Raw genomic sequence first — 24,131 nt, forward strand, 5'->3', positions numbered from 1 at the left:
GCGCCAAAAGGACAACCCGGCCGTATCAGTATTCCGAATGAAACAAGGCGCATTTCCAATCATACGTCCAGGCCAAGGGGTAAACTGATCTGACTCTATTGCGCCACCGAGCGTCTGAAAAGCATCAGGCTGGACGCCAGAAGGATTGCGCCGAGTAACGCCATCCATAAGAACTCTGGCCAGACCGTCTCAAACCTCGCCCCCTTGAAGATGATGGATTGGCTGGCGGACATGTAATGGCGGGACGGAAGGATCGATGTTCCGACCTGAAGCCAGTCGGGCTGCCCCTCGATCGGTGTCTCTCCTCCTGACAGCATCAGCATCGGAAGGACAGTCAGCATTACCAAAAGCGCGAACTGTGCCATTGAGCGCGCAATCGTTGCAAGAAAGACCCCAAGTGCGGTTGCTGTGAAGAGAAAGAGGGCGGTGCCAACTAAAAACAACACCTTCGACCCCGCGATACTGATCCCTAGGAAACCTTGCATAACAAAGGTCAGCGATAAGGCGGCCGCGACAAGAACCACCGCTGCGTTTGCCCAAATCTTGGCCATCGCAATGTCAAACGGGGTAAGCGGCATCGCAAGCAGGTGTTCAATTGTGCCATGTTCACGCTCGCGGATCATCGCCGCACCGGTGAGGATCGTGGTCAGCCACATGATCTGGCCGATGAGCGCCACGATGCCGGCAAAACGAACAGTATCACGGTTGGGATTGAACGCACTGCGCATGATGATATCGACGGGCAATGACTCAGCTAGGTCCGCACCGATGGCAAAGCGACGGATCTCGGCGTTGAGGATATTGATGATATAGTTTGCACCAATCCCGGCCTGTTCCATCGCCGTCGCATCAATCAGAACCTGAATTTCCGGCGTGCGCCCGGCGCGAACATCTTTCTCGAACCCTGGTGGCACCGCGACCACAAACAGGAAATGCCCGGCATCCATCTTTTCGGCTCCGGTACCCGGTGCGATCTGGACAACGGGTTGAAACTCCGGAGGGAAGAACGCCGTGGCAAGAGACCGTGAAAGGGGCGAGCCATCCTCATCGGCAAATGCAATGGAGGCGTTGTTGACCGAGTTCGAAACCCCTGTCGCCTCCATCACGGGTGCCAGCGTGAATGACCAGACCAGCAGCGCCATCATCACCCAATCACGCCGAAGGCTCATCATTTCTTTCAAGCCAAGCCAGAAGATGCAGGACAACCGTTGCATTTATTTCTCCTGCGCTCGAAATAAAAGGGCAGCGATCAACGTCAGCACCGGTCCGAAACAGGCCAGGGCCAGAAGATCAGGGGCAAGCGCATCCCAGCCCAGCCCTTTGGTGAATGCACCGACATTCAGATGCAGGAAATAGGATGACGGCCAGAGCGACCCGATTGTCTGCGCGCCGCCTTCAAGCGTTGAAACCGGCTGCAGCAGGCCCGAGAACTGAATCGTAGGTACGACCGAGGCGATCGCGGTGGCGAAGGTAGCGGCCACCTGGCTTGAGGTCATGGTCGCAATGAGTAGCCCATAGGATGTTGTAGCCCAGACATACAGCAACGCGCCGATTGCCAGAGGAACCGGGTTGCCTTTGAGCGGTACATCAAAAACCAATACCGTCATTCCAGCCAAGAGAAGGAAATTGGCGAACGCGATTGCGATATAAGGGATTTGCTTGCCAACAAGAAACTCAAGCCGCGTCGTTGGCGTTGCATAGAAATTGGTGATTGTTCCCAACTCTTTTTCACGTGCGACGCTGACCGCCATCAGAACTGCCGGTAACATTATCAAAAGGATCGCAGGCATGGCCGGGGCCATTGCGGCAATACTCTCGAAACTCTGATTGTACCTGAAGCGTGGCTCGATACGGGCGATCTCGACCGGATGCACACCGTTTTGGCGGGTCATTGCCGCCAAAAAGGTATTGTGGAGCCCCGCCACATAGCCTTCTACAGTCTCGCCTTTGAACGGAATTGCGCCGTCCACAATTGCAAGCACGTCCGTTGCTTCAACAGAGCGGATCTTGCGCCCAAAGTCAGGTGGGAGTTCGACAACCAGCGAGGCATCTCCTCGGGCCAGCCGTTCATGGCCCTCATTGATACTCGTCAGTGGCTGCGTTGGGTTGAAGTAGCGCGATCCGGAAATCTCGGCAATGTAGGCGCGGCTTTCTGGCCCCTGTGACAAATCCAATACTGCGAAATCCAGTTCTTCGATGTCCAGCGTAATCCCATAGCAAAAGACCAGCATCAGGATTACCGAGCCCAGGAACGCAAACGCCAAACGCACCCGGTCGCGCAAAATCTCGATGGTTTCACGCCTCGTATATGCCAGTGTGCGCCTGATACCCCCGCCAGCGCTGTCATCAAGGGCATGAACCGATGCCTCAGGAGCTTTCACCGGTGCCAGAGGGTCAGCTGCCTTCAATACCGTGACAAATGCTTCTTCCAGACTGTCTACCTGTGCCCCGGCGATCAACTCATCCGGTGTTCCCTCAGCCAGAACACGGCCCGCGTGCATGAACGACACCCGATCACAGCGCTCTGCTTCGGCCATGAAATGGGTTGAGACGAAAATCGTTACTTCTTCATCTCTCGAAAGCTCAATCAGCAGCGACCAAAACGAGTCGCGCGCCTCAGGGTCCACTCCCGAGGTTGGCTCATCCAGGATCAGCACGCGAGGTCGGTGGATCACAGCGACGGCCAGGGAAAGACGTTGCTTGATGCCAAGCGGCAGCGCCGTGGCCAGCATGTCCATATGTGCAATCAGGCCAAAGCGTTCCGCCAGTTCATCGATACGCCTATCGCGGTCCGTGATCGCAAAGATGCGGGCATGTAGCTGGAGATTCTGCCGAACGGTCAACTCGCCATAAAGTGAGAATGCCTGACTCATATAGCCAATCTCGCGACGCATCCTCAGGTCGCGTGCATCAACCGGTCTTCCGAACAACAGCGCCTCACCGTCACTTGCGGGCAGAAGACCTGTCAGCATTTTCATGGTGGTCGACTTGCCGCAGCCGTTTGACCCGAGGAAGCCGAAAATCTCACCACGGTTGATCGAGAATTCGACGTTATTGACTGCCGTGAAATCGCCAAAGCGCCGCGTCAATCCGCGTGCCGTGATCACTGGGTCTGCCTCACGGTGATGTGTGGGCGCTTTCCTTGGTGCGATCAGGGGATCTCCGTGCGCCTGCAACCGCCGGTAGGACGTTTCAAGATCGCTGGCTTCCCCCTTCAATTCTGCCGGAGAACCATGGAAAAGAACGCACCCGGCATCCATCGCGACGATAAAGTCGAATTGTTCGGCTTCTTCCATATAAGCTGTCGAAACCAGTATGGAGAGGTCGGGTGTAGCCTCTCGGACCGCGTCGATCAGCGCCCAGAACTGACGCCGCGACAGTGGGTCGATGCCGGTGGTCGGCTCATCCAGAACCAAAAGCTTAGGGTCATGGATCAGTGCACAACACAGCCCAAGCTTCTGTTTCATGCCGCCCGAGAGTTTTCCCATCAGCCGATCAGAGAATGGCGCAAGCCCGGTTGCCGACAGCAATGCTGCGATCCGGATGTCACGCTCCTGCTGCCCCTGTCCGAACAAACGCGAAAAGAACTCAAGGTTCTCGCGCACCGACAATTCTGCATAGAGGTTCCGGCCCAACCCCTGCGGCATAAATGCGATCGCAGGGCAGATTTTGTGACGATGGGCACGGTCGTCGATTGGGCCTCCGAGAACATTGATTGTGCCGGATTGAAGCTTCTTCGCGCCGGTGATCAATCCCAAAAGCGTTGATTTGCCAACCCCGTCAGGCCCGATCAGCCCAATAAGCTGACCAACCGGCAGATCAAGCGACAGGTTATCGAGTGCAATGCGCTGGCGGTACTTATGCGTGACACCACTGACGCAGAAATCAGATGGGCCCGCCTGGGAATTCATTCGAACAATTCGGGTGGAATCCGCCTTTCCAGATATTCCGGCCATACACTGTCAGAAGAAAGCCTGATCACAGCGATACCGCGAAGGCCGGTTTTCACATGTTCGATCCGTTCTGTGATCAGATCCTCAGGAATGCGAACCCGAACGCGAAAGACCAACTGTTCACGCTCGCTCAATGTCTCTACCTGCTTCGGAGTGAACTGGGCTTCGGGGGATACAAAAGTGACGGTTGCAGGAACGGCAAAATCCGGCAAGGCATCAAGTACGATGCGCGCCTCAGCCCCGATGGGCAGCAACCCCGCTTCGCGTGCGGGCAGGTACACGTCCATATAGACGTTCTCTAAGCTGAGAAGCGTAAGGATCGGCTCACCCGCGCCAACAACTTCACCGGGCTCAGCCAGTCTGTAAAGAATGCGCCCTGGCATAGGGGCAACAAGCGAAGCATCCTCGATCTGGGCGGCGATCCGGCGCACTTCGGCTTCGGCAGCCGCGATCTGGCTGTCCGAGGTTGCAACCCGGGCCTTGGCGGCACCCAGAACGGCGTCGGCAACCTGAAATGCGGTTTCGCGATCTTCAAAGACTGTCATCGAAATGTTTTGACCGGCCAACAGTGCCTTTGCCCGTTCCAGTTCCTGCGCCGCGCGACGCTGTTGGCTTTCTCGTTGGACAACAACAGCCTCGGCTTCGGCCTTGGCTTGACGCGCCAATGCTACTTCGGCTTTGGCGCGATCAAGCGCTGCAGACAGTTCATCGGTGTCCATCTCGACCAACAGTTCACCCACAACAACCAAGTTGCCTTCTGCCGCCAAAACCTGTGCAACCCGCCCTGCGAAGGTGGGGGCAATTTCCACTTGTTCGGCCTCTATCCGTCCATTGCCCTGTACAAATCCAACTGGCAATTCACTGCTGTCTTCTGAAACGAATATGTACAACGCCGCACCTGCGAGAAGGAGCATTACGACGATCAGTATTGCGCGCACATTCTTTTTCATGATCTGGCGTACCGCGGTTAAAGCTACTAGGTGACGTTATCTCAAACCCCGCAAAACGCTTTGTTTTGGATCAAACAGAGCACTTTAGAGGGTTGTTCAGGCCAAACTCGGGTAGAAAACCGGCGCAGCAGTCTGATTGTTAACCCGCATCAATGGCTCAATGCGGATTTCACGGCGTGACTTTAGATTTCGGTTGCGCCGAACTGACGGAATTGTTGCGCATGGGCAAGCATCACGCGGTCGAAACAAATGCCCAATTGTCCATCCATCGTGTCAAAGCACTTACAAGTCACACTTCCAGCGTGCGGATGAAATCAACACTGCGTCAGTATTGCGGGTTGCCGCTGCTACTTCGGCAACATGAAGAACTCTTCCAGTACAATCTTTCCGTCTGCTACTGAATAAACTGCAATCTCACTCAAAGTGATACGTTGCCCAGTTTCCTTCTGCTTTACTTCAGCCTTATATCGCACACTGAAGCGGTTTGGGGGATGAACATAGGGGCCATCGACGTCAAATTCGATGATTTCATGAGCTGCCAGCCAATCCTCTCTTTTCCCTTTGATAGCATCACGGCCTTTGGTGATGCGAAACTGTCGAACCGGAGGCACAACCGCTTCTATGGATTGAGCGTTCTCGGCATACATTTCATCAACATTTGTAAGGCCCCTGCGATCACGCATCGCCTGAACAAATGTTCTTCCAATATCGACTAATTCTTCCATGATAGCCCTCATTTTAGGCATCAACTGTATCACATCTTGCCTTTTCCAATCTTGACGAGGATCAATGAATTAAGATGTTGGCGAAGAATCCAGTTCGGGAACGAGTGGGCAATTAGTGTAGTGGTAAAGAACGGCCCAATTCCCGGCACCGTCATCAGCCAATGCGCCATCTCCTTGCCTCGTGGTCGGTGAGTCACCTCCGCATCCAACTCTCATATCTGACTGATCAACTGGCTCGCATCCCGATCAGCGGACTTAGGCAAGCCTGTGCCGCTTCCCCTTGTGTTGCACCATCATGCGACAACCGATATCGACCACGAAGACAACCATGCTCCTGGCATCTAGACTATTGAGTGCAGGAAAAGCTTGTTTTGGGCTGCACAATTAGACAACGCCTTCAAAACCAACTTAAACCGATCGTTTTGTTCTGGCGGGCGCAGTGATCGAAGAAGTGGGTCTTACCCTTTAGTAGCGCCAAGGTAAGCAAACCAGTAGGCCAAGGCGACTCCTCCCGCCCCGCCGACAATGTTGCCCAGAGTAACCCACAATAGATTGGTCGCTACTGAGAAAACCGGCACAGTTGCCCCCGCCGCCCAGCCCTGCGGAAAGAAAAACATGTTCGCAATCGAATGCTCGAGCCGCAGTAACACAAAAGCAGTGACGGGCCACAAAACGGCCAGAACCTTGCCGGCGACGCTGCGGGCGGCAAAGGACAGCCAAACAGCAAGGCATACCAACCCGTTGCACAGTGCGCCACGGGCGAAGGCCTCCATCGGTTCCAACCCCGCTTTGGCATCGGCTATCACCACGGCGGTATTGCCCATCGGCCCCTCGAGCAGGCCGGTTAGAGAGAAGGCCAATGCAAGCCCGAGGGCGCCCACGAAGTTTCCGGCGTAGACGATGCCCCAGCTTCGAAATAGCAGTCGCAGTGGTATCTTGCGGTCGACCGCTGCGATCACCATCAAAACATTGCCGGTGAATAATTCTGCACCACCTGCGATCACAAGGATAAGGCCTAGGGAAAACACCGCGCCACCCAGAACGCGGATCGGCCCCGCAGCGCTGTCTGCGCCAGTAACCGCCATCGTATAGGCCGCTGCGCCAAACCCTATGAATGCCCCGGCCAGCATAGCAAGAACGAACATGGGTGCCATTGGCAACTTTGCCTTTGTGACCCCAGCAGTCTCAACTAATGTCGCAATTTCAGAGGGTTTATGAGCGTCGAACAGGGACGGGGTGTTCATGTCGGGCTCCAGAGTTAGAACGGATCTACGTTGGCAGGTAGTTTACAGCCTGTCTTCTGACCTTGAAACAATGCGTAAAAAAACGGGAAGTTCATCTGTTCCACCACAGTTCGGGTCGTTTCGCCTAACACAGTTTGGTCGCCGGTCATCGCCACAGGCCCCCATGACCTCTGTTTCAGCCTCCGTTTTCGTGCCACCGTCATGAAGCAGTGGATATCTGACTCCATTTTCACAGTAGGGAGTTCAGCGTCACGGGGTAGCCATCGAAACTTAATTCTGCCACGAGATTTCAATGCAAAGCTTATTGATCGTCATCGTTTTTGTGCCGATTGGGACCAAGTTTGAAATTTAGGCAACGGTCAAAACCGCACAAGTGGCATTCCGACTGATGCCTTGAGACGTGCTCCCTTGAATCAGGCTACCAATGCTTCCCAATCCGCGGCGGCCCGTCACAATCAGGTCAGCATTGCATTGCTCGGCGCATGCTATGATCTCGTCGACCGGATCACCGCGTTGGGTATGCGTTTGCGAAACCGTCTGATTGTATTCTTTGGCAATCTCTTTGCCCGCGTAAATGATCATGTCTGCTGCCTGCTGAACCTCTTCGTCTGATGGCATTGTCGTGACGGCGTGATAGCCAGCAACAGCGCCCATTGCGAAAGCCACGGTTTGCGGCTGAGGTGTATGGACAAGGTGAATTTGGGAGCCATATTTGCTTGAGATATCACAGGCAACGCGTAGAGCTGCTTCTGACGCCTCTGATCCATCCAAGCCAACCACAATTATTTTGAACATGTCGCACTCCCTCCTTTGTGAGGGGTCAGTATGGGTGAACTTGCAGCAACTAGCATTGACTCAAATCAACACTTTTCGCTGCAAATTCGAGCGTTGTCGTCCGTTCGTTTCCAGAAGGTTCACGGTAACCGAACAAATTTAATGACCGTTGGAGTTGCAAGCTAGTCCCGCCAAAGGGGCGACAGCGTATTTTTACTGCAAAAAGCCTCCCGCAGGCACTGCTTTGTTCAAAGGGTGTCAATTTGGGCCCAATGATAAAGATCAAGAGTAATGGCGAGAAAAATTGCTATTATGGACGTGCTTTTCAGTCCCTTTGGCGAAGTTGGCAGCTTTCCTACGACACGAAATTCAATCTAATTCCTGAGGATAACGACTATGCAGCCCTCTCCGCCTTGGATTCGCCCAGCTGCAATAGCCGCGGCATTCTTCGGTCTCCTGACAATATTCTCCGGCGGAACGGCCCTGTTTGGGGGTGCCGCCGCTAAAGCAGCAGTTGGAGATGCAGTTCCACTCGTGCTTTGGTTCAATTTTCTGGCTGGATTTGTCTATTTGCTTGGTGCAATCGCGCTCTTTAAATCAACAACCTGGGCAACTCGAATTGCCTGGGTGATAGGCTTATCAACATTACTTGTGTTCGCTGTTCTGATATTAGTGGCACTGTTTGGAACGCCGTTTGAATGGCGAACCGTCGGTGCAATGACCATACGCACTGGATTTTGGCTGGCGATAGCTGTCGCGCTTTCCAGAACCGCATGAGCCGACCAAACGACGCCGCACCCGCGTCCAAAAAAACTTGGCAAGACAGTCACTTTTGATTGAGATCAAGGGCTGAAGCGAACGGTTTCGGCATAGTTGGCGCGCTTTTCGGACAGATTCACAGGAGGATCGAAATGACAGTGCTGATTGCTTACGGCACCGTTGAAGGTCAGACTGCCAAGATTGCTCGTTTTATCAACGATGTCACAAGAAAAGCCGGCTACGATACAATACTGATCAACACCGGAGACCAGATACGACACGTGTCCCTGGCAGGTGTGGACAGGGTCATTCTTGCGGCTCCTGTCCATGAACGTCGGCACCCCAAGCTATTCGAAGCGTTTGTTGAAACGCATAGAGACGCGCTTGCGTCCCGGAAGTCGCTAGTGCTTTCGGTCAGCCTAAAGGCGGCTTTTGCAAGAGGCCAGGAAGACGCCTGGGACTATCTTACCGAAATGCTGATGCGTACGCATTTTGAACCTGACCTAACGGCTTTGGTTGCGGGCGCTGTGCAGCCTGACAACTATGGGTATTTTGAAGAAGAGATCGTTCAGCATGTTGTCTTAAAGGATCAAAAGATCGATCCAAGGGACGGTGCTCGGGAGTTCACCGATTGGGACGCTTTAAGGGAAACCGTGGTAACATTCTTGGACAATTGATCCATCCCGTGGCTTAACTGCTGCCTTTCTTCAGTTGTCTTACCTGTAAATGTCGCCGCCACATTGCACCTACGCCAGTTTTAACAGGCGTTCGAATTCACTGAATTCCATTCGCATGCCGCCACCAGCCAGGCTATAAGATGCACGATATGACACTGAACAAGATGGCTATGATTGGGGCCTGAAATATTAAATGAGTGATGCGTGTCATTGGATCTAACTTCTTCGACTATCGTGTCTTGTGGTTATTCTCGAACCAGCCCTTCGAGAAACCGCAGTGCATGCTCACCTCGTCCGCTCCTCAATGATCGGTTTTGGTCGCAGCGAAAAAGGCAGTTTGAAGTTCGGCAAAATTGGCCTTCGTGAATGACTGTTTCGGAGAGCTGTGTTGCATCGCAAGGATAGGCGTGCCGCAGGAGCGAAGACCTTCTGCTTGAGCAATAGCCGCGGCTGCGAAAGGCCGTTTTGTCCGCAGCCCTGCCGTCTGTGAATCGCCAGGGAACGTCCGGAATGCGTGGTTTTTGACCTACCGCACGTGCGAAAGGCGCAGATGAGACTAAGGGCAGCTCCGGGCTCACTCCGGCCATTTGCTGTACGGAATATTTAAGGCCGCTTCGGTCCCAAAGGAAAATCCTGCTGCCAAAAAGGAAAAACTCTGGTGCTCGTACCATTTTTTGAGATTTGGTGGAGCCTAGGGGAGTCGAACCCCTGACCTCTTGCATGCCATGCAAGCGCTCTCCCAACTGAGCTAAGGCCCCATCAAGGTACTGCCGAAGCAGTGGACGGACGTTTATGAGACGGCAACGGCGAGCGCAAGACCAAAAATGGAATTTGCCAAAAAGTTTCCGACCCGCGTCCGGGGTGGGCATGAGGCGACGCGGGGCCGCCTCTGACCGGTTTTAGTTTTCGTCTTCCGACGACATGTCGGTGATATCGTCCAACGAGACGTTATCGTTGTCGTCGTCATCATCGTCCAGAAGATCGTCGTCCAGTTCGACGTCGACATTGTCGTCATCATCCAGAACGATATCTTCATCCGACGCGTTCTCACGCGCTTTGGCCGAGGCGGCATCTTCCGCATCTGCGGCGATCATCCGGCTTTTGCCGGTCTCAAGCTCCACGATCTCGCCGGTATAGGGGCTGACGATCGGGTCCTTGTTCAGGTCATAAAACCGCTTACCGGTTGTCGGGCAAACGCGCTTTACGCCCCATTCTTCCTTGGGCATGTGAAATCCCCTTGATATCAGGTGAGTCGTATCAACGATTCAGGTCACGTGCCACATGCAGCGGGCACTGTCAAAGCCTTTGCGCAGGAGAAACAGGTATATGGGAGATCACGCACTGCCCGGGACGCCACCGGTGCCACTGACGTTGCGTAAATCGGCGCGAGCGCGGCGGATCAGTTTGCGGATTTCCCAATTGGATGGTCGGGTTACGCTGACCTATCCACAAGGCGTGCCAGAAGCCGAAGCCTTGAGTTTTGCGCGCACCAAAGAAGAGTGGATACGTCAGCACCTGCTGGACCGTCCTGACCCTGCGGTGGTTCAGTTCGGGCAAACCATCCCGATCGAAGGCACAGAGCGGCGAATCGTGCCTGCCAGCGGGCGGCGCGTTCTGTTACGGGGCGATGAGGTTGCAGTACCCGAGGGTGCCGAGGCACGGCGTCTGGCGCGATTTCTCAAGGAATTGGCGCGTGATCGCCTGACCGGCGCCTGCGATGATTACGCGGCGATGCTGGGACGGTCCTATTCCAGCCTGACCATGCGCGATACACGGTCGCGTTGGGGGTCGTGCAGTTCCGCTGGCGGTCTGATGTTTTCCTGGCGGTTGATCCTAGCGCCGCCTGAGATCCTGCATTATGTCGCTGCGCATGAGGTGGCGCATCTGGCAGAGATGAACCATTCGGCCGATTTTTGGGCGCAGGTCGAGCAGATTTTCGGCGACTATCGCGATCAGCGGCGTTGGCTGCGCGACAACGGGGCGCAACTGCATCAATACAGATTTGATACCAAGGCGAGTTGACCCCGGGTTCATTTGTGATCACATGGGGGTATGTTGTCCGCACGCCCCACTGAATCCCATACTGCCACCCATGATCGGGTCTATCGTGTTCTTCGCGCACGCATTATGCACGGTGAAATGGCACCGGGGCAGGCGCTGACCCTACGCGGGATCGGTAAGGAATTTGGCGTCTCGATGACCCCCGCGCGCGAGGCCGTGCGCCGCTTGGCAGCCGAGGGAGCGCTGTTTCTATCCACATCGGGCCGGGTTTCGACGCCTGAGCTGACTAATGACCGGATCGAAGAGTTGGCTGCGCTTCGTGCGCTGCTTGAGGTCGAACTTGCCAGCCGCGCCCTGCCGCGTGCACATATGGCGCTGATTGACCGGCTGCAAAGCATCAACATGAACGTGGCCGAAATGGTCACCAAACGCGATGCCGTTGGCTATATTCGCTCAAACCTAGAATTTCACCGCACTCTGTACCTGCGGGCGCAGGCTCCGGCAATGCTCGCGATTGCAGAAACAGTCTGGCTGCAACTTGGTCCCACCATGCGTGCGCTGTACGGCCGACTGCGGCGGACCGACCCGCCGCATAACCACAAACTGATCATCGCCGCTTTGCAGGCCGGTGACGAGCCTGGATTGCGCTTGGCCGTCCGCTCGGATGTGACCCAGGGCCTGAGGTTGCTGGTCAGCTGAGCGGCTTGTTGCCGAAGCCCAGAATTTGCATCTGATTGGCATCGTCGTTCTGGTTTGGGGATTGGGTCTGGGCTAGTCTGGACCAAATCACAACAAGAGCAGTTTTCAGTTATGATCAATCGACGGATATTTTCTTTGGGGCTCGGGTCAGCCCTGTTGTCGGCCTGTTCCACAGGCACCCCCACCAGCACCCCGGCATCCCGGATGCGGCCTGTGCCCAACGCCGGGTGGGATGCGTGGGTTACCGGTTTCAAGGGCCGCGCGGCGTCGCAGGGGATATCGCAGACAACCCTAAACCTGGCTTTTCAGGGGGCGGGGTACCTGCCCGATGTGATCGAGCGGGACCGCAATCAGGTCGAATTCAAACGTTCACTCGAGGATTACCTGGCCATTGCGGCCTCAGATGAGCGGATCGCAACCGGCAAGCAGATGCTGGTGCGCCATGCAGGCACCCTGTCGCAGATCGAGGCGAAATATGGCGTCGACAAAGAAGTGATCGTGGCCGTCTGGGGCTTGGAAAGCCGCTACGGCGCGCGGCGCGGGGATGTGCCGGTGGTGTCAGCAGTGTCGACTTTGGCTTATGACGGGCGGCGCGGTGCGTTCTTTGAAAAGCAACTGATCGCAGCTTTGCGGATCATTCAAGAGGGCGACACAAGCCCCGCCAACATGACCGGCAGCTGGGCCGGAGCAATGGGACACACGCAATTCATTCCGACATCCTATCTGGCCTATGCGGTGGATTTCACCGGCGACGGACGGCGGGATATCTGGTCCGAGGATCCCACGGATTCGCTGGCCTCGACCGCGGCCTATCTGGCGCGCGCGGGCTGGGTACGCGGGCAGCCCTGGGGCGGTGAGGCTGGCACTGTATCCGGCACGCCGGTTACAGTTTTGCAGCCGCAGACACCCGGCCCCCGCATTGCGGTGTTCCGCAATTTTCAGGTCATCAAGCGCTATAACAACTCGGACAGCTACGCGATTGGCGTCGGACATTTGTCTGACCGGATTGCAGGCGGTGCGCCGTTTCAGGCCTCATTCGGGCCAGACGCAACGGGTTTGACGCTGGAAGATCGCAAAGAGCTCCAGCGCCGACTGACATCGGCCGGCTATGATACTCAGGGCGCGGACGGGGTGATCGGCAACAACACCAAATCCGCCATCAGCGCCTATCAACGCGCCAGTGGCATGCCGGTCACCGGGGAACCCTCGGTTGCGTTGCTGCGCAGCCTGGGCGGCTGACGGTTTACGCCGCCAGCCCTTTCGATCCGATATCAAGGAATTTCTGACGGCGGTCTTGAATCAGGGCCGCCGCGTCTTTGCCGTCCAGTTCTTTCAGCATCAGGGTGATAGCGTCCCGAACGGATTCGACGGTGGCAGGACGGTCGCGATGGGCACCGCCTTTGGGTTCCTGAATGATAAGATCGCAGACGCCCAATTTGTGCAGGTCCTGCGCGGTCAGGCGCAGCGCCTCGGCGGCCTCCCGCATCTTTTCGGCGTCTTTCCACAGGATCGAGGCGCAGCCTTCCGGCGAGATCACCGAATAGACCGAATGTTCCAGCATCGCGACGCGGTTCGCCGTCGCAAAGGCCACAGCCCCGCCGGACCCGCCTTCGCCGATGATCACCGACACCAGCGGCACGCCGATCTTCAGGCACATCTCGGTCGACCGGGCAATGGCCTCGGACTGACCGCGTTCCTCGGCGCCTTTGCCTGGGTAGGCACCCGCCGTGTCGATCAGAGTGATCACGGGCAGGCCAAAGCGACCGGCCATTTCCATCAAACGCACGGCCTTGCGGTAGCCTTCGGGACGGGCCATGCCGAAATTCCGTTCGATCCGCGATTTGGTGTCCGAACCCTTTTCATGACCAATCACCATCACCGGCTGATCGTTGAATCGGGCCAGACCACCGATAACTGCCAGATCGTCGGCAAAGTTGCGATCGCCCGCCAGCGGGGTGAACTCGGTAAACAGCGCCTCGACATAGTCCTTGCAATGCGGGCGGTCCGGATGGCGCGCCACCTGGCATTTTCGCCAGGGGGTCAGATCGCCATAAAGCTCTTCCAGAAGCTTTGCGGCCTTGGCGTCCAGCGCAGCGGCTTCTTCGGCCACGTCCATCTCTTCGTTGGCACGAGCCAGCGCACGCAATTCCTCGGCCTTGCCTTCAATCTCGGCCAGCGGTTTTTCGAAATCCAGATACTGGGTCATGACGCCTCTCAACGCGGAAGTTCTTTGCTATATGACCTGAGGTTGCGCGGGATGCAACTCAGCAAGATTTGTGGATGCGGAATATGCGACCACGGATAAGCAAAGAGAAGGAAGGTTGCCGATGGCAAACAGCTACGAAGATCGCATTCTGCGCGTCTTGACTTACATCCACGATCACCCCGCCGGGGATCTGTCGTTGGATGCCTTGTCTGATGTGGCTGCGATGTCCCGGTTTCACTGGCATCGTGTGTTTCGCGCGATTACCGGCGAAACCTGTGCGCAAGCTGTCCGCCGGATCCGGTTGCACCGTGCCGCGTGTTGGTTGGTGCAATCAGACCGGTCCGTGGCAGAGATCGCGTCGGCGGTGGGTTATCCTAATCTGAATTCCTTTGTGCGGGCCTTTTCGCAGGCCTACAGCGCCAGCCCGGCGGCCTTTAGAAAATCCGGGCGTTGGCTGGTGCTTAATCGCAAATTGAGAATCGGAGAATATCCAATGCATCCCGTTACAACCCGTACAGAACCCGCCCGCCGCGTAATCGCCTTGGCTCATAAAGGGGATTACGCAGAGATCGGCAATAAGTTTGAGGCATTTGGTGCCTTGTGTGAATCCCGCAACCTGTGGTCTCAACTTGGTCCAGTCATCGGAGTCTATCTGGACAGCCCCGATGATGTGTCACAAGACCAACTGCGCAGCTATGCAGGCGCCGAATTCAAAGGTGGTGACACACCAGAGGGTATGGAAGACGTGCAGATTCCAGGCGGCAAAACAGCTATTCTGACCTACAAGGGCCCATACTCCGGTTTGCACGCGGCGTATCACACGCTGTTCGGAAACTGGCTGCCTGAGTCAGGCGAGGAACCCGCGGACCAGCCGTGCTACGAGATCTACCTGAACGATCCGCGCAACACCGCACCCGAAGAGCTGCTGACCGAAATTTGCCTACCGCTGAAATAGGTCAGTTTGGCCACAGGACCGGGTAAAGCGAGGCGACCAGCAGCACCGCCATGGTCCAGTTGAACACCACCAACCGGCGCGGGTTCGTCAGAATCCGCGCCATCTGCTGCCCCAGCACCGTCCAGGTGCTGACTGACGGCAGGTTCACCGCTCCGAATATCAGCGCCACGATGATGATGGCTTGCATCGTGTGATCTGGCGTGTAGGCCGTAGTAGCCGTCAGGGCCATGGCCCAGGCCTTTGGATTGACCCATTGAAAGGCGGCAGCTTGCAGAAAGGTCATTGGATCACCCTCGGCCATCTTGCCATTGGCCGGGGCCGCATGCGCGATCTTCCACGCCAGATACAGTAGATAGACGACCGAGGCGAGTTTCAGCACCGTGTAGCTGACCGGGTATCGGTCAAATACCTGCACCAAACCGGCACCGACCAGCAGGACCATGACAGTAAACCCCAACCCGATCCCCAACATATGCGGGATGGTTCGGCGAAACCCGAAATTAGCCCCCGAGGCCATCAGCATCAGGTTGTTCGGCCCAGGCGTGATGGACGAGACAAAAGCAAAGGCGATCAGGGCCAGAAGGATATCATAGGTCATGGCGGGGATAATCACTGACAAAACAGCAAATGAAATTGCGTTTTTGTGCGTGTTTGGGGTAATTACACAATTAATGGCGAAGATTGATCACATAAATCAACAAATATTGCGCGCGCTGACAGGTGACGGCCGTATCAGCAACCTGGAACTGGCGGACCGCGTTGGCCTGTCGCCCTCGGCCTGCTTGCGTCGCGTGCAAGAGCTTGAGCGCGCTGGCGTGATCACCGGCTACCGCGCGGTATTAAGCCCGAAAGAACTGGGCGTAGGGTTCGTGGGTTACATCGGCGTTGGATTGGGAGAGCATACCAAAGCCGCGCAGGAAGGTTTTGAACGGGCCGTGCAGCATGCGCCCGAAGTGATTGAATGCCACAATATCACCGGCACCATCGAATACTTGCTGCGCGTGGAATGCGCTGATCTTGCCGAGTACAAAACCTTTCACACAGAGGTGCTGGGAACCCTGCCGCATGTGACGTCGATCACCTCCTACGTGGTAATGGATTCACCCAAGGATTTGCGCGCCTGACAGGGAAATTGTGAATTTTAACTGTCTTGCGGGGAAAATCCTCACATCCTAGTGTCACAGCAATGGGAAAACCAAAATGGGGGCAAACCCCTCTTATGCCGTCACAGGGAGACGATCATGAAACTTATCAAAGCCGGTGCGCTTGCCGCAGCTATGGCATTGATTGCCGGAGCGGTAGCGTCAGCGCCGCTTAAGCTGCAACCTGCAAGCCCACAACCCAGCCCGCAGGCCGGGTTGAATGTGAAATACTATGGTACAGGCAATCAACACAAGAAGATCCGAGATCTGAGCCAGGCGAAAAGCCTGCTGTCACAAGCGCAACCCGGAACACCGTTGCGGGGGTTGGATTACAGGGACACCAGCAAGGGTGAGGACGTCATGACATTCGACGGCGCTTACAACGTTGCTGCCGAAGTTACTGGGTATATGCGGTTCGACTCGCCGGGGATTTACGAGTTGGAAACGTGGTCAAATGACGGGATTGAGGCTTCGGTTGGTGGTCAACAGATTGGCCGCGTAACCGGTATTCAAGGCTGTGAAGCCAATCAACGTACCGAAGTAGAAGTGCCCCAGGCGGGCTGGTATCCGTTGAAGATCATCTATTTCCAAAAATTGGGATCCTCTTGCCTGATGATGAAGTCGGGCAAACAAGGCGAAAAGCTCACCTGGGTGCCCAACGACATCTTCGGGCGGTAACAAGAAGGCGCCCCGCAGGGCGCCTTTTTTTGGCCATTAGCCAGCGGCGATCAGTTCCGCCTGCGCCACAATCACTTCGGCCTGTTTGATCGAGGCGATATCGACCAGACGCCCTTTGTAGACGGTCGCGCCTTCGCCATTGGCCTTGGCCTGTTCCATTGCCGCCAGGATTTCGCGCGCTTCCGAAACAGCCTCGTCCGAGGGGGTAAAGACCTGATTAGCCAGTGCGATCTGCTTGGGATGGATCGCCCATTTGCCGACCATACCCAGCGTGGCTGAGCGTTTGGCCTGTGCGATGTATCCCTCATCATCCGAGAAGTCACCAAATGGCCCGTCCACCGGCAGCACGCCATGGGTTCGGCAAGCGGCGACGATGGCCGCTTGTGCCCAATGCCAAGGATCGGACCAGTGCTTTTCGCCTTCGCGCAGCATGTAATAGTTTTCCTGTGTTCCGCCGATGCCGGTGGTCTGCATGCCCATCGAGGCCGCGAAATCCGCCGCACCCAGACTCATCGCCTGCATTCGTGGTGACGAGGCCGCGATTTCCTCGACATGGGCAATGCCTGCGGCAGATTCGATGATCACTTCGAAGGATACCGGCCTGGTGCGGCCCTTGGCGCGTTCGATGGCGGTAACCAGCGCGTCCACGGCATAGACATCTTCGGCGCAGCCGACCTTGGGGATCATGATCTGGTCCAGACGGTCGCCAGCCTGTTCCAGCAGATCCACAACGTCGCGATACCAATAGGGTGTGTCCAGTCCGTTAATGCGCACGGACATGTACTTGTTGCCCCAATCCACGGTGTTCAGCGCCTCGATCACATTGGCGCGGGCCGCGTCCTTGTCCGACGGCGCCACCGAGTCCTCAAGATCAAGGTTGATCACGTCTGCCGCTGACGCGGCCATTTTCGGAAACAGCTTGGTGTTCGATCCAGGCCCGAACAGCTGGCAACGGTTGGGGCGGGCGGGGGCGGCGGGTTGAAGGCGAAAGCTCATCTGGACCTCGTGCGAGAAATGAAATTACAATTTTTCTGCTCATTGAGGTATTAAATTGCGTGCTTATGCGCAAGCGTCTTTATGCAAGTGCGGCATTGCGTTCGCAGCATTTGCCGCGGAAAGCGATCAAACTGGTGATTAAAGTTTAATCACTGTGAAAACTTGAAAGAATATTTCAGTAAATGAAGAACTCGCGCGAAAATTTCCCACCAATGGCAACTATGTCAGGCGAAAACGCAAAGCACTCGTCAGGCGCGTCCCATAGGCTGCGCCGGAATCAAAGGAGTGAACCGCAATGATCGAGACACCGTACCTGCTGTTTTTGGGCGATGCGCCCGACCAATTGGCGGCCAAAGTGGCAGTTGGCATCAAAGACTGGCGCCCGGAAAACGCTGTGGGCCAATATCGGATGGACGGCTGCAAGGCCGATCTGGGCCTGACGGACATGACCCTGACCGAAGCAAAAGAGGCGGGCGCTAAGACTCTGGTCATCGGTGTGGCCAACCGTGGCGGCGTGATCAGCCAGGAATGGAAAAAGGTCCTGGTGATGGCGCTGGAGGAAGGCTTTGATCTGGCGTCTGGCCTGCACAACCTGCTGCGCGACGAGCCCGATCTGGTTGCCGTTGCCGAGGCCACGGGCCGCAAGCTGCACGATGTGCGCGTTCCCGAGGTCGAGTACCCGATTGCAAACGGCATCAAACGCAAGGGCAAGCGGTGTCTGGCAGTTGGCACGGATTGCTCGGTCGGCAAGATGTACACGGCGATGGCAATGGATGCCGAAATGCGCAAGCGTGGCATGAAATCCACCTTCCGTGCCACCGGCCAGACCGGTATTCTGATCACCGGTGACGGTGTGCCGCTGGACGCCGTGATCGCTGACTTCATGGCTGGATCGGTCGAATGGCTGACACCCGACAATGACGACGACCACTGGGACTTGATCGAAGGGCAGGGATCGCTGTTCCACGTGTCCTACTCCGGTGTGACCATGGCGCTAATCCACGGCGGCCAGCCGGACGCACTGATCCTGAGCCACGAACCCACCCGTGAGCATATGCGCGGTTTGCCGACCTATACTTTGCCGACGCTTGAAAACCTGCGCGACACCGCGCTGGCACTTGCCAAGGTTGCAAACCCTGATTGTCAGGTCGTGGGTGTCTCGGTCAACACACAGCACATGAGTGAAGAGGACGCCATCGCCTATCTGGCGAAGGTCGAGGCCGATCTGGGTCTGCCCGCCACTGATCCGTTCCGCTTTGGTCCGGGCAAACTGGTCGACGCGCTGGCCGCGTTGTGATCAATAGACCCCGCCAGAGGACTCTCTGGCGGGGAAATCTTGAATAATAAAGGAGTGGGCGCGTGCAGATTGACGTCTCTCGTGATGTATTCCGGTTGGCTCAGGTCTTTACGATCTCGCGCGGGTCTAGGACCGAAGCGAATGTGCTGACTGTACGTGTATCGGATGGCGCGCATCAGGGGCGGGGCGAATGTGTGCCCTACGCTCGGTATAATGAAACGCTGGAGTCGGTCGAGGCTGAAATTACCAGTTTGCCCCGGACGTTTGATCGAGCGCAGTTGATGGATCTGTTGCCCGCGGGTGCCGCCCGCAATGCGGTAGACTGTGCACTGTGGGATCTTGAGGCGAAGCGCGCCGGAAAACGTGCATGGGAACTGGCCGGTCTGCCCGCGCCCGGCCCAGAGATCACCGCCTACACCTTGTCGCTGGACACGCCGGAAAAGATGCAGGCACAGGCGGCTGAGAACGCGTATCGTCCGCTGTTGAAGATTAAGCTGGGTACGCCAGACGACATGCCTCGTCTGGAAGCCGTACGCGCAGGTGCCCCTGACGCCAAGATCATCGTCGACGCCAATGAGGGCTGGTCGGCCGAAGTCTATGCCGATCTGGCACCGCATCTGGTGCGGCTGGGAGTTGCGCTGGTCGAACAGCCTCTGCCAGCCGGGGAAGATGACGCCCTGATCGGGATGGATCGCCCGGTGCCGGTGTGTGCCGATGAATCGTGCCATGACCGCAGTAGCCTGCCCGCGATGAAGGGCAAGTATGACGTAGTAAACATCAAGCTCGACAAGACCGGCGGTTTGACCGAGGCGTTGGCCCTGCGTGAACAGGCGCTGGCCGAGGGTTACAAAGTTATGGTCGGATGCATGGTCGGCAGTTCGCTGGCTATGGCGCCCGCGACACTGCTGGCGCAGGGTGCGATGGTAACAGACCTTGACGGCCCGCTTCTGTTGGCCGAAGACCGCGACAACCCGCTGAATTTTGATGATGCCGGAGTGCATCCGCCTTTGGCGGCGCTCTGGGGGTGACGAACGCCCGGAAAATGATCCGGTGGATCATTTTCAGTAAGGAACGGGCGAAGCCCTGAGACGAAAAGGATATGACATGACCCGCACCGTTTACGTGAATGGCGAATACCTGCCTGAAACCGAAGCCAAGGTTTCCATTTTTGACCGTGGTTTCCTGTTCGCGGATGCCGTTTACGAGGTCACCAGCGTTCTGGATGGAAAGCTGATCGATTTTGAAGGCCATGCCGTGCGCCTCAAGCGGTCTCTGGACGAGTTGGAGATGGCCGAGCCCTGCAACAAGGATGAGCTGCTGGACGTTCACCGCAAGCTGGTTGAGCTGAACGGCATCGAAGAAGGTCTTGTGTACCTGCAGGTCAGCCGCGGATCGGATGGCGACCGGGATTTCGTGTTCCCGTCGGCGGACACCAAGCCCAGTCTGGTTCTGTTCACGCAGAACAAGCCGGGTCTGGCCGACAGCCCAGCGGCGAAAAAAGGTGCAAAGATCATCTCGATCGAGGATATCCGCTGGGGTCGCCGCGATATCAAGACTGTTCAGCTGCTGTACCCGTCGATGGGTAAGATGATGGCCAAGAAAGCGGGCTGCGACGATGCATGGCTGATCGAAGACGGCTACGTCACCGAAGGCACCAGCAACAACGCCTACTACGTGAAAGACGGCAAGATCGTCACCCGCCCGCTGTCGACGGACATTCTGCACGGCATCACGCGTAAAGCCGTGCTGCGCATGGCGGCTGAGGCGCAGATGGAAGTCGAAGAACGTCTGTTCACCATCGACGAAGCGAAAGAGGCGGACGAAGCCTTTACCACCTCGGCCAGTGCGTTCGTCATGCCGGTAGTTGAAATTGACGGTGTAACGCTGGGGGATGGCACGCCGGGCCCGATCGCCAAACGGCTGCGTGAGATTTATCTGGACGAAAGCCGCAAGGCAGCGATCTAAAGCAAAGGCCCGCCGGATTGGCGGGCCTTTTTCGTTTTAGGGGATTAGTCTTTTTTCCCAACATTCTCTTCAAACGCGACCTTGAAGGCGGCCTGTTTTTCAGGGCTTGCGTCGGTCTGATAGTTCGCCTTCCACTCATCCATGGTCATGCCGTAGAAAATCTGACGGGCTTCGTCCTTGCCCATCTCGATGCCCTTTTCATTGGCAGCTTCCTGATACCAGCGCGACAGGCAGTTGCGGCAGAACCCGGCCAGATTCATCATGTCGATGTTCTGAACGTCCGTGCGGTCTTCCATCAGGTGCTTTTGCAACCGGCGGAATGCCGCGGCCTGAAGTTCGATTTCGGTTTGCTTGTCCATTGTCGGGCTCCCAATGCGTGTCGTTTGCCTGACCTAACAATCCGAAGGCGTCGTTACAATAAACAGGAAGGGCCAGCAGGCCCTTCCCAGCGATCGATTTCGGTTTTAAGCCAGCTTCAGGGCCAGCCACGGCATCAGGCAGAATACGATGGTCAGTATCTTGTAGTTGGCCAGATACCGGAAATAGGCCCTTTTCGCATCGCCAGGCTCAATCTGGAACATCCGGCCGTGTATCTTGGCAGCCCAGTCCTGTGAAACAACAATCATCAGAGTAGTGAACACCAGAAGGGCGAGGTTAAGGACCGTCATCCAGCCGAAGACGGTCGTCAGGAATTCCTGAGTCATGGTCGTCTCCTTTCACTTAATATATGGGGGCTCGGGATACCCTCACAATAACGTGAGACCCGGAATCGACCTTATTTGACCTAACGTCAAAGACCGCTTTCGCCCAAAGCGTCCTGCAGGATTGCGGCCAAGCGCTCCGCCCATTCACGCTGTCCGGCATTGTCCGCGATCAGATCATTACGCAGCTCGATCAAGGCGTTAGGGCGGCCATGCGTTGTGCAGTGCCGATCAATTGCGTCACCGGGCAGCACGCCAGTATAGGGCTCGTTGACACCAACACACAGGTCTGCTTCGGCCTCAAGACGGTCAATCAACGGGCGCGAGAACCGTTCATCCGGAGTGTGCAGCACTCCGATATGCCATGGGCGTGGGTCGCGGCCACGCAGTTGGCGGGTGAATGAATGCATCGACACGATCACCGCATGCGGCAGGCCCGCCATACGTTCCAGCGCCTCGTGATAGGGGCGGTAGCACATGTTCAGACGCCGTTCACGCTCAGACGTGTCTGCGTGGCGGTTGCCGGGGATGATCGAACCGTCATACAGCTTCATCAGCAGGGTGGGGTCATCCTCACCTCGGTTGGGATCAATCACTAGACGTGAGAAATTGGCGGCAATAACTGGCGCGTTCAGGATCTCTCCCAAATGCTTTGACACCTCATACGCGCCCACGTCATAGGCGATGTGACGCTCCATATCCTCGCGCGGCAGGCCGAGGTCTCCGCCGTTGATTTCGGGGGGCACCGTGTTGGTTGCGTGGTCACATGTGATTAGCCAGCGCGAGGGGCGATCGGCGCCGTGGATAAAAAACGGGGAATACGTCATAAGCCTGTCATCTAGTTTGCCGCAGGTGTAGGGCAGTTGCTTCGGAAAGGGAATTGCGCAATAAGCAGCCTGATGCAATGTTTGCGGTAACATTTGTGCGATTCAGACAGAAGACGTGAGGAGAGAAATACCAATGCGACGCCTGAGGAATGTAAAAATCGTGGCGACGCTGGGACCGGCGTCTAATGATTATGACACCATCCGTGCGCTGCACGAGGCCGGGGCAGATGTGTTTCGTCTGAACATGAGCCACGGCAGCCATGATGAGATTCGCGAACGTCACCGGATCATCCGACAGGTGGAAAAGGATCTGGAAAGCCCGATTGCGATTCTGGCTGACCTGCAAGGGCCCAAACTGCGCGTGGGTGAGTTCGCCAATGACGCCGAAGAACTGGAAGAGGGCGCAGCCTTCCGTCTGGACCTTGACGCTGCGCCCGGGGACAGAGGCCGCGTTTGTCTGCCGCATCCCGAGATTTTTGCCGCACTTGAACCGGGCGCGCGGTTGTTGGTCAATGACGGCAAAATCCGCCTGATCGTTCAGGATTGTGGCAAGGAATTCGCCAATTGCACGGTGGAGGTCGGAGGCACGATATCGAACCGGAAAGGTGTGAACGTCCCCGATGTGGTTCTTCCGTTGGCCGCGCTGTCTGAAAAAGATCGCGATGATCTGGAGTTTGTCTGTAAATTGGGCGTTGACTGGCTGGGGTTGAGCTTTGTTCAGCGCGCCAAGGACGTCTTTGAGGCCCGCGCACTGGCTGATGGCCGGGCCTCAATCCTGTCCAAGATCGAAAAACCCGCGGCAGTTGAGGCATTTGATGAAATACTCGATGCCTCGGACGGGATCATGGTGGCGCGTGGTGACCTGGGGGTTGAATTGCCGATCTCTGCGGTGCCTCCGATCCAGAAACGTCTGGTCAGGCGGTGCCGCGCGGCAGCCAAGCCGGTGATCGTGGCCACTCAAATGTTGGAGAGTATGATCGAAAGCCCGATGCCAACGCGAGCCGAGGTTTCGGACGTCGCGACAGCGATTTATGAAGGCACTGATGCCATCATGCTCAGCGCTGAATCAGCGGCGGGGTCGTATCCGATAGAGGCCGTGCAAACCATGAACAAGGTCGCTATCGAGGTCGAGGCCGATCCGACCTACACCCAGATCATCGCCGCCTCGCGCACCGCAAAGGGCACCACAATTGCTGACGGGATCGTGGCAGCTGCGCGTGAGATTGCTGAAAAGACAGACATCAAGGCCATTTGTTGCTTTACCCAAAGCGGCACAACGGCGCTGTTGACCGCGCGGGAACGTCCCGGTGTGCCGATCATCGCCATGACGCCCGCCACCGGAACCGCACGGCGCCTGTGCCTGAGCTGGGGCTGCCATTGTGTGATGACGCCCGAGCTTGAGCGCTTTAAGGGTGCTGTTGTCAATGCCGCCCGCACTGCCCGCGCCAGTGGGTTTGCGACCGAGACCGATCAGATTGTGGTCACCGCTGGGGTGCCGTTCAACGTACCCGGAACCACTAATATCCTGCGTATTGCGCCCTGTGACGAACGTTTGATTTACAACACAGATCCGGGCTGATGA

The 24,131-nt window shown here is 56.6% G+C and carries 25 protein-coding genes and 1 tRNA gene; 12 read left to right on the plus strand and 14 right to left on the minus strand.

Annotation, left to right across the window (positions count from 1 at the left end; translation table 11 throughout):
• Positions 1 to 95 precede the first annotated feature (95 nt).
• From ACR0DL_RS12120 to ACR0DL_RS12145, 6 genes are all read right to left on the minus strand, one after another.
• Positions 96 to 1,214, minus strand: coding sequence for an ABC transporter permease (locus ACR0DL_RS12120; protein ID WP_170533373.1), 1,119 nt, complete (start codon positions 1,212 to 1,214; stop codon positions 96 to 98).
• Complete coding sequence (rbbA, locus tag ACR0DL_RS12125; RefSeq protein WP_480689400.1) at positions 1,215 to 3,911, minus strand: ribosome-associated ATPase/putative transporter RbbA; 2,697 nt, start codon at positions 3,909 to 3,911, stop codon at positions 1,215 to 1,217. It abuts the gene before it with no gap.
• Entirely contained in the window at positions 3,908 to 4,903 is a 996-nt protein-coding gene (locus tag ACR0DL_RS12130) for an HlyD family secretion protein (RefSeq protein WP_480689402.1), read from the minus strand. The genes rbbA and ACR0DL_RS12130 overlap by 4 nt, the downstream gene beginning before the upstream one ends.
• A 347-nt stretch (positions 4,904 to 5,250) precedes the next feature.
• Positions 5,251 to 5,628, minus strand: coding sequence for a nuclear transport factor 2 family protein (locus tag ACR0DL_RS12135; RefSeq protein WP_170350268.1), 378 nt, complete (start codon positions 5,626 to 5,628; stop codon positions 5,251 to 5,253).
• A 458-nt stretch (positions 5,629 to 6,086) separates the two neighbouring features.
• On the minus strand, positions 6,087 to 6,872 hold the full coding sequence (locus tag ACR0DL_RS12140) for a formate/nitrite transporter family protein (protein ID WP_480689404.1): 786 nt from the start codon (positions 6,870 to 6,872) through the stop codon (positions 6,087 to 6,089).
• Between the two features lie 348 nt (positions 6,873 to 7,220).
• Positions 7,221 to 7,667, minus strand: coding sequence for a universal stress protein (locus tag ACR0DL_RS12145; RefSeq protein ID WP_480689406.1), 447 nt, complete (start codon positions 7,665 to 7,667; stop codon positions 7,221 to 7,223).
• A gap of 375 nt (positions 7,668 to 8,042) precedes the next feature.
• Between ACR0DL_RS12145 and ACR0DL_RS12150 the strand changes: the two genes are divergently transcribed.
• Positions 8,043 to 8,423: a hypothetical protein gene (locus tag ACR0DL_RS12150; protein ID WP_170350271.1), complete on the plus strand. Its 381-nt coding sequence runs from the start codon at positions 8,043 to 8,045 to the stop codon at positions 8,421 to 8,423.
• Between the two features lie 134 nt (positions 8,424 to 8,557).
• A complete protein-coding gene (locus tag ACR0DL_RS12155) occupies positions 8,558 to 9,082 on the plus strand; it encodes a flavodoxin domain-containing protein (RefSeq protein ID WP_170359693.1) in 525 nt (174 codons plus the stop codon).
• Positions 9,083 to 9,764: 682 nt separating this feature from the next.
• Here the strand turns inward: ACR0DL_RS12155 and ACR0DL_RS12160 are convergent.
• A tRNA-Ala gene (locus ACR0DL_RS12160) sits at positions 9,765 to 9,840 on the minus strand.
• A gap of 141 nt (positions 9,841 to 9,981) precedes the next feature.
• Positions 9,982 to 10,308 (minus strand): TIGR02300 family protein, encoded by a 327-nt coding sequence (locus ACR0DL_RS12165; RefSeq protein WP_170350278.1) that lies wholly within the window; start codon positions 10,306 to 10,308, stop codon positions 9,982 to 9,984.
• 100 nt (positions 10,309 to 10,408) lie between these two features.
• On the opposite strand from ACR0DL_RS12165, the gene ACR0DL_RS12170 reads away from it, so the two are divergent.
• From ACR0DL_RS12170 to ACR0DL_RS12180, 3 genes are all read left to right on the plus strand, one after another.
• Positions 10,409 to 11,104 carry a M48 family metallopeptidase gene (locus ACR0DL_RS12170; RefSeq protein WP_480689408.1) on the plus strand — a complete coding sequence of 232 codons (696 nt, stop codon included), beginning with the start codon at positions 10,409 to 10,411 and terminating at the stop codon, positions 11,102 to 11,104.
• 30 nt (positions 11,105 to 11,134) lie between these two features.
• Positions 11,135 to 11,782 (plus strand): GntR family transcriptional regulator, encoded by a 648-nt coding sequence (locus ACR0DL_RS12175; RefSeq protein ID WP_170350280.1) that lies wholly within the window; start codon positions 11,135 to 11,137, stop codon positions 11,780 to 11,782.
• Positions 11,783 to 11,893: 111 nt separating this feature from the next.
• A complete protein-coding gene (locus ACR0DL_RS12180) occupies positions 11,894 to 13,021 on the plus strand; it encodes a lytic murein transglycosylase (RefSeq protein ID WP_480637660.1) in 1,128 nt (375 codons plus the stop codon).
• 4 nt (positions 13,022 to 13,025) lie between these two features.
• Here ACR0DL_RS12180 and ACR0DL_RS12185 read toward each other — a convergent pair whose 3' ends face one another.
• Positions 13,026 to 13,988, minus strand: a complete 963-nt coding sequence (locus tag ACR0DL_RS12185) for an acetyl-CoA carboxylase carboxyltransferase subunit alpha (RefSeq protein ID WP_170350282.1) — start codon at positions 13,986 to 13,988, stop codon at positions 13,026 to 13,028.
• Positions 13,989 to 14,109: 121 nt separating this feature from the next.
• Here ACR0DL_RS12185 and ACR0DL_RS12190 point away from each other — a divergent pair, with 121 nt between their 5' ends.
• Positions 14,110 to 14,943 carry an AraC family transcriptional regulator gene (locus tag ACR0DL_RS12190; RefSeq protein ID WP_480689410.1) on the plus strand — a complete coding sequence of 278 codons (834 nt, stop codon included), beginning with the start codon at positions 14,110 to 14,112 and terminating at the stop codon, positions 14,941 to 14,943.
• A gap of 1 nt (position 14,944) precedes the next feature.
• Here ACR0DL_RS12190 and ACR0DL_RS12195 read toward each other — a convergent pair whose 3' ends face one another.
• Positions 14,945 to 15,541 (minus strand): LysE family translocator, encoded by a 597-nt coding sequence (locus ACR0DL_RS12195; RefSeq protein WP_425081523.1) that lies wholly within the window; start codon positions 15,539 to 15,541, stop codon positions 14,945 to 14,947.
• A 73-nt stretch (positions 15,542 to 15,614) separates the two neighbouring features.
• Between ACR0DL_RS12195 and ACR0DL_RS12200 the strand changes: the two genes are divergently transcribed.
• Together ACR0DL_RS12200 and ACR0DL_RS12205 are read left to right on the plus strand one after the other, a co-directional pair.
• Entirely contained in the window at positions 15,615 to 16,067 is a 453-nt protein-coding gene (locus tag ACR0DL_RS12200; RefSeq protein ID WP_170350285.1) for an Lrp/AsnC family transcriptional regulator, read from the plus strand.
• 117 nt (positions 16,068 to 16,184) lie between these two features.
• Entirely contained in the window at positions 16,185 to 16,763 is a 579-nt protein-coding gene (locus ACR0DL_RS12205) for a PA14 domain-containing protein (protein ID WP_170350286.1), read from the plus strand.
• Positions 16,764 to 16,799: 36 nt separating this feature from the next.
• Here the strand turns inward: ACR0DL_RS12205 and ACR0DL_RS12210 are convergent, their stop codons facing one another.
• Positions 16,800 to 17,759 (minus strand): L-malyl-CoA/beta-methylmalyl-CoA lyase, encoded by a 960-nt coding sequence (locus ACR0DL_RS12210; protein ID WP_480689413.1) that lies wholly within the window; start codon positions 17,757 to 17,759, stop codon positions 16,800 to 16,802.
• Positions 17,760 to 18,054: 295 nt separating this feature from the next.
• Between ACR0DL_RS12210 and dgcN the strand changes: the two genes are divergently transcribed.
• The 3 genes from dgcN (at position 18,055) to ACR0DL_RS12225 (ending at position 21,021) form a co-directional block, all read left to right on the plus strand.
• Positions 18,055 to 19,056 carry an N-acetyltransferase DgcN gene (gene dgcN, locus ACR0DL_RS12215; protein WP_170550753.1) on the plus strand — a complete coding sequence of 334 codons (1,002 nt, stop codon included), beginning with the start codon at positions 18,055 to 18,057 and terminating at the stop codon, positions 19,054 to 19,056.
• Between the two features lie 62 nt (positions 19,057 to 19,118).
• Complete coding sequence (gene dgcA, locus ACR0DL_RS12220; RefSeq protein WP_480689415.1) at positions 19,119 to 20,084, plus strand: N-acetyl-D-Glu racemase DgcA; 966 nt, start codon at positions 19,119 to 19,121, stop codon at positions 20,082 to 20,084.
• Between the two features lie 76 nt (positions 20,085 to 20,160).
• Positions 20,161 to 21,021, plus strand: coding sequence for a D-amino-acid transaminase (locus tag ACR0DL_RS12225; RefSeq protein ID WP_480689417.1), 861 nt, complete (start codon positions 20,161 to 20,163; stop codon positions 21,019 to 21,021).
• Positions 21,022 to 21,065: 44 nt separating this feature from the next.
• Here ACR0DL_RS12225 and ACR0DL_RS12230 read toward each other — a convergent pair whose 3' ends face one another.
• The 3 genes from ACR0DL_RS12230 to ACR0DL_RS12240 all read right to left on the minus strand — a co-directional run bounded on the left by ACR0DL_RS12230 (position 21,066) and on the right by ACR0DL_RS12240 (position 22,549).
• Positions 21,066 to 21,380 (minus strand): DUF1244 domain-containing protein, encoded by a 315-nt coding sequence (locus tag ACR0DL_RS12230; protein WP_170377405.1) that lies wholly within the window; start codon positions 21,378 to 21,380, stop codon positions 21,066 to 21,068.
• A gap of 105 nt (positions 21,381 to 21,485) precedes the next feature.
• Entirely contained in the window at positions 21,486 to 21,725 is a 240-nt protein-coding gene (locus ACR0DL_RS12235) for a DUF6868 family protein (protein ID WP_170550766.1), read from the minus strand.
• 86 nt (positions 21,726 to 21,811) lie between these two features.
• The gene (locus tag ACR0DL_RS12240) at positions 21,812 to 22,549 is read right to left on the minus strand and encodes an N-formylglutamate amidohydrolase (RefSeq protein ID WP_480689419.1); all 738 of its coding nucleotides are present in this window, start codon (positions 22,547 to 22,549) and stop codon (positions 21,812 to 21,814) included.
• Positions 22,550 to 22,682: 133 nt separating this feature from the next.
• Between ACR0DL_RS12240 and pyk the strand changes: the two genes are divergently transcribed.
• On the plus strand, positions 22,683 to 24,128 hold the full coding sequence (gene pyk / locus ACR0DL_RS12245) for a pyruvate kinase (protein ID WP_170550773.1): 1,446 nt from the start codon (positions 22,683 to 22,685) through the stop codon (positions 24,126 to 24,128).
• Positions 24,129 to 24,131 lie beyond the last annotated feature (3 nt).

This window comes from Ruegeria sp. BB5 (assembly GCF_056539405.1).